The sequence below is a fragment of the Providencia sp. PROV141 genome, assembly GCF_028481645.1.
GTDB classification, from domain to species: Bacteria; Pseudomonadota; Gammaproteobacteria; order Enterobacterales; family Enterobacteriaceae; genus Providencia; species Providencia rettgeri.
In genome coordinates this window covers 266269-279334 of the sequence record NZ_JAMPPR010000008.1, presented here as the reverse complement: position 1 = coordinate 279334, position 13066 = coordinate 266269, and the positions used below count along the sequence as shown (strand labels likewise).

The 13066-nt window shown below is 37.7% G+C and carries 13 protein-coding genes; 7 read left to right on the top strand and 6 right to left on the bottom strand.

What is annotated here, in order from left to right; translation table 11 throughout:
* Positions 1–2: 2 nt before the first annotated feature.
* Positions 3–992, top strand: a complete 990-nt coding sequence (locus PSF09_RS07670; RefSeq protein WP_272664820.1) for an ABC transporter ATP-binding protein — start codon at positions 3–5, stop codon at positions 990–992.
* On the top strand, positions 989–1990 hold the full coding sequence (oppF, locus tag PSF09_RS07665; RefSeq protein ID WP_004254119.1) for a murein tripeptide/oligopeptide ABC transporter ATP binding protein OppF: 1002 nt from the start codon (positions 989–991) through the stop codon (positions 1988–1990). Before PSF09_RS07670 ends, oppF begins: the two co-directional genes overlap by 4 nt.
* 79 nt (positions 1991–2069) lie before the next feature.
* On the opposite strand, the gene PSF09_RS07660 is transcribed toward oppF, so the two are convergent.
* Together PSF09_RS07660 and cls are read right to left on the bottom strand one after the other, a co-directional pair.
* Complete coding sequence (locus tag PSF09_RS07660) at positions 2070–2402, bottom strand: HI1450 family dsDNA-mimic protein (protein ID WP_272664821.1); 333 nt, start codon at positions 2400–2402, stop codon at positions 2070–2072.
* A gap of 22 nt (positions 2403–2424) precedes the next feature.
* A complete protein-coding gene (cls, locus tag PSF09_RS07655) occupies positions 2425–3885 on the bottom strand; it encodes a cardiolipin synthase (RefSeq protein WP_117162234.1) in 1461 nt (486 codons plus the stop codon).
* Between the two features lie 289 nt (positions 3886–4174).
* On the opposite strand from cls, the gene PSF09_RS07650 reads away from it, so the two are divergent.
* Together PSF09_RS07650 and PSF09_RS07645 are read left to right on the top strand one after the other, a co-directional pair.
* Entirely contained in the window at positions 4175–4348 is a 174-nt protein-coding gene (locus PSF09_RS07650) for a YciY family protein (protein WP_004254127.1), read from the top strand.
* A gap of 126 nt (positions 4349–4474) precedes the next feature.
* On the top strand, positions 4475–5194 hold the full coding sequence (locus PSF09_RS07645) for a TonB family protein (RefSeq protein ID WP_198634851.1): 720 nt from the start codon (positions 4475–4477) through the stop codon (positions 5192–5194).
* Positions 5195–5280: 86 nt separating this feature from the next.
* On the opposite strand, the gene yciA is transcribed toward PSF09_RS07645, so the two are convergent.
* Entirely contained in the window at positions 5281–5709 is a 429-nt protein-coding gene (gene yciA / locus PSF09_RS07640) for an acyl-CoA thioester hydrolase YciA (protein ID WP_004911119.1), read from the bottom strand.
* Positions 5710–5998: 289 nt separating this feature from the next.
* Between yciA and PSF09_RS07635 the strand changes: the two genes are divergently transcribed.
* Positions 5999–6196, top strand: a complete 198-nt coding sequence (locus tag PSF09_RS07635; protein ID WP_004911118.1) for a YqaE/Pmp3 family membrane protein — start codon at positions 5999–6001, stop codon at positions 6194–6196.
* A 59-nt stretch (positions 6197–6255) separates the two neighbouring features.
* On the opposite strand, the gene PSF09_RS07630 is transcribed toward PSF09_RS07635, so the two are convergent.
* Positions 6256–6813: a septation protein A gene (locus PSF09_RS07630; RefSeq protein WP_210838709.1), complete on the bottom strand. Its 558-nt coding sequence runs from the start codon at positions 6811–6813 to the stop codon at positions 6256–6258.
* A 225-nt stretch (positions 6814–7038) separates the two neighbouring features.
* On the opposite strand from PSF09_RS07630, the gene PSF09_RS07625 reads away from it, so the two are divergent.
* Positions 7039–8841, top strand: a complete 1803-nt coding sequence (locus tag PSF09_RS07625; RefSeq protein ID WP_272683705.1) for a SulP family inorganic anion transporter — start codon at positions 7039–7041, stop codon at positions 8839–8841.
* 105 nt (positions 8842–8946) lie between these two features.
* Here PSF09_RS07625 and PSF09_RS07620 read toward each other — a convergent pair whose 3' ends face one another.
* Positions 8947–9699 (bottom strand): YciC family protein, encoded by a 753-nt coding sequence (locus PSF09_RS07620; protein ID WP_272683704.1) that lies wholly within the window; start codon positions 9697–9699, stop codon positions 8947–8949.
* A gap of 404 nt (positions 9700–10103) precedes the next feature.
* On the opposite strand from PSF09_RS07620, the gene ompW reads away from it, so the two are divergent.
* Positions 10104–10739: an outer membrane protein OmpW gene (ompW, locus tag PSF09_RS07615; RefSeq protein WP_272664825.1), complete on the top strand. Its 636-nt coding sequence runs from the start codon at positions 10104–10106 to the stop codon at positions 10737–10739.
* A gap of 344 nt (positions 10740–11083) precedes the next feature.
* Here the strand turns inward: ompW and PSF09_RS07610 are convergent, their stop codons facing one another.
* Complete coding sequence (locus PSF09_RS07610; RefSeq protein ID WP_272664826.1) at positions 11084–12760, bottom strand: ShlB/FhaC/HecB family hemolysin secretion/activation protein; 1677 nt, start codon at positions 12758–12760, stop codon at positions 11084–11086.
* Positions 12761–13066: the final 306 nt, after the last annotated feature.

The following is a 13066-nucleotide window of genomic DNA, read 5'->3' as shown; positions in this document are numbered from 1 at the left end:
ATATGTCAAATAACTCAATGAAAAGCCCTCTGTTATCCGTGAAAGATCTCAGTGTGACATTCGCGACCCAAGATGGTGACGTTACCGCCGTAAATAAATTGAACTTTGAATTAAGTGCGGGGGAAACGCTAGGAATTGTTGGTGAATCCGGTTCAGGAAAATCACAAACAGCTTTCGCTCTGATGGGCTTGCTTGCCAAAAATGGCAAGATTAATGGCTCTGCCATATTTAACGGCCGTGAGATCTTGAATTTAAGAGAAAAAGAATTAAACCGGATGCGAGCGGAAGAGATTTCAATGATCTTCCAAGACCCAATGACATCATTGAATCCTTATTTGAAAATTGGTACGCAACTGTCGGAAGTTCTCATGTTACATAAAGGCATGAGTAAAAGGGAGGCTTTCGAAGAATCGGTTCGTATGTTAGATGCAGTTAAAATGCCTGAAGCACGTAAGCGGATGAGTATGTATCCACATGAATTTTCAGGAGGAATGAGACAACGAGTCATGATTGCAATGGCATTATTGTGTCAACCCAAGTTGTTGATTGCTGATGAACCTACGACGGCACTTGATGTGACAGTACAAGCGCAAATTATGACTTTGCTCAATGAGTTAAAACAGGAATTTGATACTGCGATTATTTTGATTACTCACGACCTTGGGGTCGTCGCTGGGGTATGTGATAAAGTTCTCGTAATGTATGCGGGGCGCACGATGGAGTATGGTACCGCTAAGGATATTTTTTATCAGCCATCTCATCCATATTCACTTGGCTTGTTAGCTGCTGTTCCTCGCCTTGATGGAGATGACGAGAGTTTAGCGACCATTCCCGGTAACCCGCCTAATTTACTACGTTTACCTAAAGGTTGCCCATTTTCACCTCGTTGCCAATACGCCGTTCAGCAATGTGTTGAACAAGAACCTGCATTAACCACTTTTGGTCAAACGCGGTTACGAGCCTGCTTTAAGCCGCTGGAGGAGTTGGTATGAGTACCCATGAAAATAGGCCTGTATTGTTAGAAGTGAATGATCTTAAAGTCCATTTTGAGATTAGAGATAAAAAACAGTGGTTTTGGCAGCCAAACAAAAGCCTCAAAGCTGTCGACGGCGTCACTCTGCGTTTATATGAAGGTGAAACATTAGGTGTGGTTGGGGAATCGGGGTGCGGAAAATCCACTTTTGCTAGAGCACTCATTGGGTTAGTGAAAGCGACGGATGGCACTGTAAGTTGGCTTGGGCAGAACTTATTAGGTAAAACCGATAAAGAGTGGCGCAGCGTTCGCAGTGATATCCAAATGATTTTTCAAGATCCATTGGCTTCTCTTAATCCGCGAATGACCATTGGCGATATTATCGCCGAACCATTAAAAACATATCATCCTAAAATGCCACCATCACAAATCACCGAAAAAGTGAAAAAAATGATGATGCGGGTTGGTTTATTACCAAACTTAATTAACCGTTATCCCCATGAGTTTTCTGGAGGGCAATGCCAGCGTATTGGTATCGCAAGAGCATTGATTTTGGAACCTAAGCTTGTGATTTGCGATGAGCCCGTTTCGGCATTAGATGTGTCAATTCAAGCACAAGTTGTTAATTTATTGCAAGAATTACAACGTGAAATGAAATTATCCCTCATATTTATCGCACACGATTTGGCAGTCGTTAAGCATATTTCTGACCGTGTGTTAGTGATGTATTTGGGCCATGCCGTGGAGCTTGGTACCTATGATGAGGTATATAATAACCCATTGCATCCTTATACACGTGCTTTGATGTCTGCGGTGCCAGTTCCTGATCCCGATAAAGAAAAAAATAAGGTGATAGAGCTTTTAGAAGGTGAATTGCCATCTCCAATTAATCCGCCTTCAGGTTGTGTATTTAGAACCCGTTGCCCATTAGCAGATGAAGAATGCGCAAAAACCAGGCCATTATTAGAAGGGAGTTTCAAACATGCGGTGTCTTGTTTGAAAATTGACCCTCTTTAGTCCGTTATAGATGCCAAGTAAGTTAAAAACAGAGCCAAGTGCTCTGTTTTTTTATCGAATAATCTGAATAGTGATATTCCTATTTTTTCCACAGGATATGGTGAAACGGTTTAGAAGGGTGGCGGCTAATTAATACGCGGGCAAAGACATCGTCTAGCTCGGCATCAGGGCTTTGAGCTAACCCGATAACCACTTCACTTAATTGTGCTAATTCAATGTCATCATTAATAATATTTTGCCAGTTATGACTAAAAGGGACAATTTCTGCAGCACCTAACTCTTCAAACTGCAACGCAAAAATTAATTGGTCAGCCGGCTCTAAATTATCCATTGCCCCTTCAAGAAAAAGGTCATAAGCGATTTCAATTATATCATCTTCATCGATTAACGGTGTATTTTGTATTTCAGTCATGACCTTTCCTAATAAACTTAATTTATAACAATGGACTAAAGAAGTAGCAAATGCGTTCAACGACACGGTTCCAGAAAGGGCGTTGTTCCCACTCTTCGATTTCTAAACGAGTTGAACGCGCAATATAATCATACTGAACTAACGTGAGATCGCTACCAAAACTTTTATCATCAATGACCACGGTGATTTCAAAATTGAGCCATAAACTGCGCATATCAAGATTGACTGAGCCAACTAGGCTGAGCTCGCCATCAACTAATACGCTCTTGGTGTGCAATAAGCCATCTTCGAATTGGTAAATCTTAACGCCAGCTGCTAATAATTCACTGTAAAATGAACGGCTTGCCCAGCGGACAAGGAATGAGTCATTCTGCCTTGGCATAATAATACTGACATCAACACCCCGCATTGCTGCCGTGCAAATTGCATGTAAAAGGTCATCGCTAGGTACAAAATAAGGAGTCGTCATGATCAGTTGTTTGCGCGCAGAGAACATGGCGGTCATTAGCGATTGTTGAATCAGCTCATCTGGGAAGCCTGGGCCGGAGGCGATAATTTGTGTTGTATGGCCATTCGCTTGCTCAAAAGGCATAATATTACTATCAGGCGGTGGTGGAAGTACGCGTTGGCCAGTTTCCATCTCCCAGTCAAAAGCATATACAATACCTAATGTGGTACTCACTGGGCCTTCCATACGCACTAGAATGTCAACCCATTCACCAACCCCTGAATCTTGTTTAAAATAACGAGGGTCAACCATATTCATACTACCTGTATATGAAATATAGTTATCGATAACGACTATTTTACGATGTTGACGTAAATCCATCCGACGCAAGAAGAAACGCATCAAATTAACTTTTAGTGATTCTATAAACTCAATGCCTGCAGCGCGCATTTTTTCGGGGTAATCACTACGGAAAAAGTGCCAGCTTCCCGCAGAGTCCACCATAATACGGCATTTAACGCCCCGTTTTGCAGCGTTGAGTAATGCTTCGGTAACACCGTCAACTAAACCACCCGGTTGCCAAATATAGAAGACCATTTCAATCGAGTGCTGAGCATTATTGATATCATTGACTATTGCTTTTAATGAATCTTCACAAGTGGTTAAAAGTTGAATTCTATTACCTTTAACCCCAGCAATACCTTGGCGTTTTTCAACTAATTGAAATAATGGCTCAGCGACGGGGCTGTTATCAGTGGCAAAGATATGCTTTGAATTTCGTAGATTTTCTAACCATGTTGCGACAGAAGGCCACATATCATGAGCTTTATCGACTCGACGTTTACCGAGGTGAAGTTCGCCGAAGGCGACATACGCAATAATACCGACTAATGGCAGAATATAAATGATCAGGAGCCATGTCATGGCTGAGGTGACCGGCCTTCTTTTGACTAAGATGCGGACTGTAATTGCTGCAATAATTAGCCAATATAGGAAGAACAAAAGCCAACTCATAAGTGTATAGACGGTTGCCATAACGGGTCACATGCCTCACTGATAAGAAAAAAGGTTCAAAAAAAGATAGTTTAGCTAAAAAAACTGTTAGCAAAATATCAACTTAATAGAATTTAGCAAAATTCTGCAGTAAAAGCTTCGTGAAATAGAGTAATTCATAAGGAAAAAATGGTTGTGTAAGGTGATATTATCAATGTGAAATCAAATATTGTGCTCTAAGCGCACATAAAAAGTTCCTCTTGGTTCTTTTTTTCAAAGGAATATAATATTTTTTTCTAATAATTTTTAGACGATAAAAGGACACAATTAAATGAGACGTAGTAGGCATGAAGTAGGGCGTTGGCGTATGTTGAGACAATCCCTACGTCGCCGCAGACGCTGGCTAGAAGGGCATTCAAGGCGAAACATGCGCATCTATGCAATGCGTAAAATTGATATTTACCATCGTCGACATTCCCTACTTTTTACCCAATGGATTGAGTAAGGTTATTACAGCGTACACTCACATTTTTCACTTTGTATGACAAACCTTATTGAATATGATTGCTATTTGCATTTAAACTATCAGTCATATTCTTTTTGGTAGACAGGTGTAGGGTAGAAATTGCATATGCGTTGGATGCGTTGGACTTTAATTATCGTCATTTCATTATCTATTCATGCGGGCCTTGCAATGGCATGGATTTTTAATCAACCTAATTTGGCCAGAGACCCTGAGCCATTGACGATTGCTATGGTTGCTTTTGCTGCCCCTGAACCTGCTTCTGAACCTGTTGAGCAGGTTGAAACACCGGTAGAGCCAGAGCCTGAACCCGTTATTGAGCCAGAGCCCGAACCTGTGGTTGAACCCGTTATTGCATTACCTAAGAAAAAGCCTGAGGTAAAGAAAAAACCTAAGCCAAAACAAGAAGAAAAGAAAAAGGTTAAAGAAGATGTGAAGCCGGTTGAAAAGCAATTGGCTATGAATAACCTAAAATCAGATGTTACTGCACCGAAAACGAATAACAACCCAATAAAAACAGCTAACAATACTGGGGCAAGTAATAGTCAATCAACTAAAAAAGGTGGCCCTAGGGCTCTGCATAAACAGGCACCTTCCTATCCTGAACGTGCACGTCGTTTAGGTAAAGAAGGTTATGTGAAAGTCCGTTATGATATTGATGATGGTGGGCGAGTGACGAATATTGAATTTGTTGAAGCTTCACCTAAAGGGTTATTCGAGCGGGATGTTAAACGTGCTATGAACCGTTGGACTTTTGAAAAGCAACCTGCAAAAGGCTATGTGACCGAAATTTATTTCAAATTGGATGGAACCGTTAGCCAAGTATAAGTGTTCTTTTCTTGCAAAATAAAAAAGCACCTTTAATTAATGAGGTGCTTTTTGTTTTATTTATATTTTAAGATAGGTATTAAAGTTTAGTCTGCGTGTTGCTCAGAACTGGCTAATTGAAAATGTTGCTTTTCTTTGGGTAATGAACGAGAGGTGCTATCGTCATTAACGGCAACATAGGTAAATACGGCATCGGTTGCACGATAGCGGTGACCAACGGGCTCGGTTGCTACTTTTTTTACCCAAACTTCAATATTAATTGTAATTGAGCTTTTCCCCGTTTTTAGGCAGCGTGCGTAGCAACAAACAACATCACCTACGGCAACCGGCTTTTGAAATTTAATCCCATTTACCGCCACAGTAACTACTCGTCCTAGCGCAATTTCTTTCGCTAAAATAGCCCCACCTATATCCATTTGTGACATCAACCAGCCACCAAAAATATCACCATTCGCATTCGTATCCGCGGGCATGGCTAATGTACGTAAAACCAACTCACCGTTCGGCAATTGCATATCAGACTCTTATTAAAAGGGTTATTACTTTTGATTTTGCATTTATAACAAATTACATAGGTAATAGTAAACCTGAACCTCGTAGTTATTGATTGATAATGACTATTTGAGTGAATTGCTGCAAAAATAAGACAAATATGATACCTATTATTAATAAACGACTGCTAAATATGATAAAAAGATCAACTTTTGCAAAGAAAAAGCAAGAAGTGTTTTTTATATTTAGCCAACTGATTGAATTAGCTATACTCAGTAATATGAATTTTATTGATTAATTTAGAGGTATGAAATGAGATTGTTATTGGCAATATTATTACCTTGGTTGCAGTTTTTTACGATAGGGCGCCCCTTTGCTGGGATCATTTGCTTAATTTTGCAGATCACTCTGATTGGTTGGTTACCCGCCGCTATTTGGTCGGTATATGCATTATCACAGTACAATACAGATAAAAAAATTGAAAAAGCATTTGGTGACAAGCGCTATTAACATATAAAAAAACCTGCTAAGCAAGATGCAATTAGCAGGTTTTTAACTTTATTTATAAATTATTCTTCGTGTTTTTCTACAGGCTCTTTAACCATATTTTTAAAGATATAGACCACACTCAGTACAGTAAATATTAATGTTCCTGCTGTCAGACCAAAGACTTTGAAGTTAACCCAGATATCTTGAGCCATCCAGAAAGCAACATAAATATTCAGAAGTGCACAGAAAATAAAGAAAATAGCCCATGCACTATTAAGTTTATTCCAATAACTATCTGCAAGTTTTATTTCTTGGTTACTGCCTAACATGCGCTGAATGAGTGGTTTTTCAGTAAACCATTGGCTAAAGAGTAATGCACCAGCAAATGCAGCATAGATAATAGTGACTTTCCATTTAATAAATGCATCACTATGGAAAATAAGAGTTAAAGCCGCAAAACCCATTACGATTGCACAGGTAATTTTTGCAACTTTTTCAACTTTCTTATAAATAAGATAAGTTGCTAATAACGCTAAAGGAGTGGCCACCATTAATGCGCCACTCGCATAGAAAATATCGTATCTTTTATAGACAATAAAAAAGATTATCAAAGGAATAAAATCAATAAGTTGTTTCATAACAGTGAATACAGCGCCTCAACGTAAAGATAATGGAGTAGTTTAACCGATTTTGGCTTTAATTGTTAAAAGTTTGCACCTTTTTACCAATAAACATGCTTTGTTACCAATCATATTTGCACTATTTTACGATTATTTGACTTACTTCTAGATAAACTTTATTAGTTCGGATATATATAGTATATAAAATAATTTAACTTGCTAATTTATAGGTGCTTTTCCCCGATGATAAAGGCAAAGCTATTTGTCTGGATGCCAGGTTTAAAAACGTTATTTAACTATCAACGTTCAGATTTAGGACCTGATGTTAAAGCTGGGCTGTCTGTTGCTGCAGTTGCCTTGCCCGTTGCTATTGCCTATGCCGAGTTAATGGGGGTAAATGCGATTGTCGGGCTGTACTCGTGTATTTTACCGATGTTTTTTTATGCATTATTTGGCACATCGAAACAATTGATTATCGGTCCTGATGCCGCTACATGTGCTGTAATTGCAGCCGCAGTCGCACCTCTTGCCATGGGGGATGAAACTGTTCGTTGGCAGCTGATTATTGTCATGAGTTTTATGACTGGGGTTTGGTGTTTGATTGCAGCGAAATTTCGCTTAGGGACTTTTGCCGATTTTTTATCCAGACCGATATTACAGGGCTTATTAAATGGGGTTGCTCTCACTATTATCGTCAGCCAAATCAGTAAAGTATTTGGTATCAGTACGTTACCTTCAGGGTTTATTGAACGCTTAATAGCATTACCATTAGCGGTAGTGGAAACTCATATTCCGACATTATTAGTTGCCATTGCAACATTGGTCATTACTCTATTGATTAAGCGAGTGCGTAGTAAATGGCCATCGTTATTAATTGCAATGGTGTTGGCAACAGCGGCAAGTATCCTATTTAATCTCGAGCAATATGGTATTAGCACGGTTGGGGATTTAGGTGAAGGACTTCCATATATCCCAATGCCAGATTTTCCGCCTGGCTTACTTCGAGACCTTGTCATTCCATCATTAAACTTGGCTGTGATCAGTTTTGTTAGCTTTATGATGACAGCTCGTAGTTTTGCGAGCAAGAACGGTTATACCGTTGATGCAGACCAAGAACTAAAAGCGCTAGGAATGGCAAATATTGCTTCTGCTTTTGGTCAGGGTTTTGCTGTTAGTGCTGCGAGTAGCCGTACTGCGGTGAATGATATGATGGGGGGGAAAACGCAATTAGTTTCCCTTGTTGCCGCAATAACCATCTTAGCAGTTTTACTTTTTTCTATGAATTTATTGGAATATATCCCAATGCCTGCTTTAGGGATAGTTTTGATTATTTCAACGTATTCATTACTCAGTTTTCGCAGTATTTTATCAATGCGAAAACGCAATAGAGAAGCTTTTTTCTTATGTATTTTCACGCTATGTGCAGTGCTGGTGGTTGGCTTGATTAGTGGTGTAGGTTTAGCTGTTCTATTAGGTTTGTTGCAGTTTATCCGAATTATATTTAGACCTACAGATCAACTACTCGGTGTTGATGAGCATGGTATGTTGCACTCGATGACATCAGAAAATGATATTCAAGAAGTTGATGGCGTATTGATTTATCGTTTCAATTCTCCACTTACCTATTTCAATGTTAATTACTTTAAAGAACGTTTAAATAAACATTTAGATAATCAACGAAAGAGGCCTGCTTGGGTGATTGTGGATGCTGCGGTCAGCTTCACACACAATGATGTGAGCGTATTTTCCACCTTGAATGATATTGTGACATCTTTGAAGGCGAAAGGGGTAACTTTAGTATTAGCAGGGCGCAGAACGTCGCTTAATCGTTGGCTAGAACAAAATAAAATCAATCGTTCAGATGATGACTTATTAGTGGTACCGGATATCTATTTTGCAATCCGTTTAATTCAAAGTAAGCAACAAATTCAAATGAAATGCGTTGAAGAAAGAAAAGCACAAGAGTGCCAAAAGGATTTCGGTATATTGGAACATGATTGTGAAAGTCGAATTACACCGATGGATATTCGCTCAGATAATGCTTAAAAAATAATGTAAATAAAAAGGTATCTTTCGATACTTGAAGTTGTTGCCAAAGCGAGATAAAGCGCTGTTTTTCCCGCTTTGGGTTATCAGCTGAAAATCAATAAATCAATTTTTAGTGATTAGCATATATAAACGATAAAAGTAAATTAAAGCGAATGCTGCTACAACATTATTGAGTAAAAACGAGATGCCATTAATAACAATGTGATTCATATTAAGGTTACCCAATAGAACACTAATAAGCATTTGAGCTGCCATCCAAATTAAAATCATCGGTAAGGCAACACGCCAATTTGCATAAGCCATTTTCCAGCTTTTTCCCATCGCACTGAAAGGGTTGGTACGTTCTGTTATTAAAATCGCTGGTGCTAAGGAAAAACCAATAGCTAACACAATACCAGGTAGAACCATAATTGTGATGCCTAACTGGATAAGCAGAGAACAGACGACCAATAGAAGAAACATAGAAGGTGCTTTGTTCAGTGATGAAGTTATTGCCTGTAGCCCTGTCATATCTTCACCGCGTGACATACCAGAGATATAGGACAATGTGCCACAAATAAGGAACAAACTTCCAAAAGTGACGGAGAGGATCAACCCGAAAGAAACACGCAAAATACTACTTTTTTCTTCTTCAGATAGACCTAAAATCCAGTCTTGTAACCCCGAATTACCAGATTCAATCATCTGACTTTGTGCTTGTGCCAGAACGCCTATCATCTGTTCACTTGGGATCATCACCGCATAGATAACGAGGCTCACTACGGTGGCTAAAAGCACGATGGTGAAGAGGCCACTCAATTGATTTTTAAAGAAATTGATACTATCACTAATGAGTGAGTTGGCCGAAATGGACATGACACTGCTCCTATCTACAAACGGGATCAAAAATTTATGCCAATTGTAACCGAGTATCACGCCTAGAGGTAGAGAAAGATAATAAAATTCGGGAGGTTAAGACAAATATAATGGACATAATGATTGAATTTAATTAACCAAATAAATGAAATTATATAAGTTGCATTTTTAATATATGTTTAAATTTCGAAATAAATATATATATTTCGAAATCAAATTTTTATTTTGTTAGTTATCTTCCAAAAATTGATTTAAATCAAAATTAAAAAAATAATAAATGAAATAATAAATCCATATTTATTGGTTTACCTCTAAATTAGTAAAAGATGTGATCTTGATTTGAACATCAATTTAAATAATGCGGTATATTTTCCTAAAATAAAAACACAGGAATGGGATTGATAATGAAAAAACTCACTGCGCTTGTATTAGCTGCTGCAACTTTAGCTCCAGCAGTTTCTATTGCTCATGAAGCTGGCGACTTTATTTTCCGTACAGGTACTGCAACAGTACGCCCAAATGCAGGTTCTGAAAATGTATTAGGTTTAGGTTCATTTGATGTTAATAACAATACTCAATTAGGTTTAACGTTTGGGTATATGATCACTGATAATATCGGTGTGGAATTATTAGCAGCAACTCCGTTTGAACACAAAGTTGGCGTAGGGCCTTTAGGTACAATTGCAACTGTTAAACATTTACCACCAACTTTAATGGCGCAATATTATTTTGGTAGTAAAGAAGATAAATTACGCCCTTATTTAGGCGCAGGTGTTAACTACACCTTCTTCTTTGATGAGAAATTTAACTCAACAGGGAAAACTAACGGTTTATCAGATCTAGACTTATCAAGCTCTTGGGGCTTTGCAGCTCAAGCTGGTATGGATTACATGCTGACTGATAACTGGATGTTAAACGCCTCTGTTTGGTGGATGAATATTGAAACGGATGTGAAATTTAAAGCAGGTGGCGAACAGTATAAAGTTGATACTCGTTTAGACCCATTTGTATTTATGTTCGGTGCGGGTTACCGTTTCTAAGAATTTGATAGGATGCAATACAGGTAATACCTGAATTCTGATGGATTAGAGTGAAGTAGGAAATCCGAGAATATTCGTATTCTCGGATTTTTCAATTTCCATGAACTACAAACATATATTTAACAACCTGGCAGTAAAATAATAACCATAAAGATTGATGATGGTATAATATATTAATTGGTGTATAGCGTGATAATAAAGTAAATACACTTATTGGTTATCTTATTTTATTAAGATAAATAAGATTGAATAACAAAATATCGGCATTATCTACATAAAAATAAAAAGCCGAATATAGGAGTGATATTCAGCTTTAAGGTATGATTAAATTTTAAGATATTAACTTACCAAAACCATTGCACATTTAACCCCGCATTGACGCTACTAGTTTCATATTCATCAGGTTTATAAAGTGGTGCGCCTAAAAATAAGTCATAGCTGAATATATTAACATTACCTCTCATACCAATAGCCGTTCCTAATAGTTGGTCATCAGAATAGAGACCTAGCGGATAAACCCCCCCAAGTATTCGACCATAGTCAATAGCGTAATAGGGATAAAAGGAAAAGCCAGGAATATAAAAGTTAAACTCATTACGCAGGTAAAAACCCTTATCACCGATCAGTGAAAACTCTTCATCGAAACCACGAACAGTCCAACGGCTACCTAACGAAAATTGATCTTGAATAGTTAAACGGTCTCGTGAATATTGCACAAACAGTTGTGGGTTATAACTCATAATAAAATTGTCAAATGAGAAGGGGAAGATACCCGAAATATCGGCAGTATAAACACGGCTCATGGTGCTGACATCACCATATTTCATATCCCAGCTTTCTTCGGCACCAAACCAGGGTACGTTGCGCTGATGGTATAATGATGCATCAATGGTAGAATTGTTGATATTCTGGCGGTGGCTAACACCCAGTTTAAGGCTGGTAAGGTCTCGTTGTTGGGAAAGTAGGGTGACATCCTCCAACTTATATTTTGATTTTCTTTTAATCAATTGGATTGACGCTGTATCTTTAAACGTTTGACCGCGCAAAAAGACATTACTGGCCGTAGCGTTATAATATTTACTGTCACCATAATACTTATAGCTGAGTACAGAGTCATTAATAGTTTGTTTATAGTCACTTTTACTTGCGTACAATGAGAAAAGCCAATAATTATAGGGAACAGCATAATAAATAGAAGCATTACTGGTGCTATTTCGTGCTTGGTTTTTTGCATTTTTTCCTGCAGATACATATATAGTATCGTTTAAACTCGTTAGGTTATTAGCATACAAAGTCACTCCAACTTGGTCTTTACCTGTTTGGCGACTTCCTGAGTTATTGTAATATCCACCTGCATTAAAGTGAGATGATTTTTCTCTTTGTATTGAAATATCAGAGGTGGAAAACTCTTTACCTGGTGCAAGTTCAATATTGACCTTTGCACCAGGGATCCGTTCAAGGTTTTCTAAACCTTGTTCAATGTCACGGATATTCAGAATGTCTCCTTCTTTAGCAGGCATAATTGCCCCTAAAGTAATATAAGTATCACTACCTTCGGCAAGTTTAACATTCGCAACTTTACCTGGAATAATTTGGAGCGTTAAAGTCCCTTCACTGATGTTTTGTTCTGGAATATTAACGCGTGTTGTGACGTAGCCTGATTTAATTATTTTATCTTGTAAGCCTTTTGCTAAGGTTTCAACTCCATTGATACCGATACAAACTCCGACAACTTGGCTTGCATAAGCTTCTAAAGGTCTCATTGAGGGGAGTTTAGGTTCTGAAAGTAAGACTACTTGTTTCATTTCAAAACAATCTTTCTCATCATCAAAAATTAAAATATTATTTGAGGGTTCTCTGGTTTTACCTAAGGCATCTTTAGCTTCAAGTTGAGTCTGTTGTTGGCGAGAGCGATCTTGGCTAGCTTGATTATTGATTTGTTGGTCAATAATTTGTGCGGTATTAGCTGATACAGCTAAAGGTAATAGCGTTGACAATAAAAAAATAAATCGAAAATTCATGTGCACCACATTAATTTTTAAAAATATTAAAGTTATTTTTATGTTAGGAAATATAATAAAGAAAATTGCTAATGAACAATATTTTATCAGAACTATCTTATTAACTTGCCATCAGGGCTTTATTTTGAAAAGGTTTTCATTTATATCCCTATAATAAAAATATTATTAAGTTGTTTTTTCTTTTCGTATTTTTAATTATGCTTTAAATGCATTGAAAATAAAAATTAATTAAATTGATTGAGTTAGTATAAATACTTTTGGAGATTGTTACTGGAAATGCAAATAATACGATTTATTCTATGGGTG

Excerpts from the sequence above, each read along its gene's own strand:
- PSF09_RS07645 (WP_198634851.1), top strand. The coding sequence starts at position 4,475 with ATGCGTTGGATGCGTTGGACTTTAATTATCGTCATTTCATTATCTATT.
- cls (WP_117162234.1), bottom strand. The coding sequence starts at position 3,885 with ATGGCAACCGTCTATACACTTATGAGTTGGCTTTTGTTCTTCCTATAT.
- PSF09_RS07610 (WP_272664826.1), bottom strand. The coding sequence starts at position 12,760 with ATGAATTTTCGATTTATTTTTTTATTGTCAACGCTATTACCTTTAGCT.
- PSF09_RS07635 (WP_004911118.1), top strand. The coding sequence starts at position 5,999 with ATGAGATTGTTATTGGCAATATTATTACCTTGGTTGCAGTTTTTTACG.
- ompW (WP_272664825.1), top strand. The coding sequence starts at position 10,104 with ATGAAAAAACTCACTGCGCTTGTATTAGCTGCTGCAACTTTAGCTCCA.
- PSF09_RS07670 (WP_272664820.1), top strand. The coding sequence starts at position 3 with ATGTCAAATAACTCAATGAAAAGCCCTCTGTTATCCGTGAAAGATCTC.
- PSF09_RS07620 (WP_272683704.1), bottom strand. The coding sequence starts at position 9,699 with ATGTCCATTTCGGCCAACTCACTCATTAGTGATAGTATCAATTTCTTT.
- PSF09_RS07630 (WP_210838709.1), bottom strand. The coding sequence starts at position 6,813 with ATGAAACAACTTATTGATTTTATTCCTTTGATAATCTTTTTTATTGTC.
- PSF09_RS07625 (WP_272683705.1), top strand. The coding sequence starts at position 7,039 with ATGATAAAGGCAAAGCTATTTGTCTGGATGCCAGGTTTAAAAACGTTA.
- oppF (WP_004254119.1), top strand. The coding sequence starts at position 989 with ATGAGTACCCATGAAAATAGGCCTGTATTGTTAGAAGTGAATGATCTT.
- PSF09_RS07660 (WP_272664821.1), bottom strand. The coding sequence starts at position 2,402 with ATGACTGAAATACAAAATACACCGTTAATCGATGAAGATGATATAATT.
- PSF09_RS07650 (WP_004254127.1), top strand. The coding sequence starts at position 4,175 with ATGAGACGTAGTAGGCATGAAGTAGGGCGTTGGCGTATGTTGAGACAA.
- yciA (WP_004911119.1), bottom strand. The coding sequence starts at position 5,709 with ATGCAATTGCCGAACGGTGAGTTGGTTTTACGTACATTAGCCATGCCC.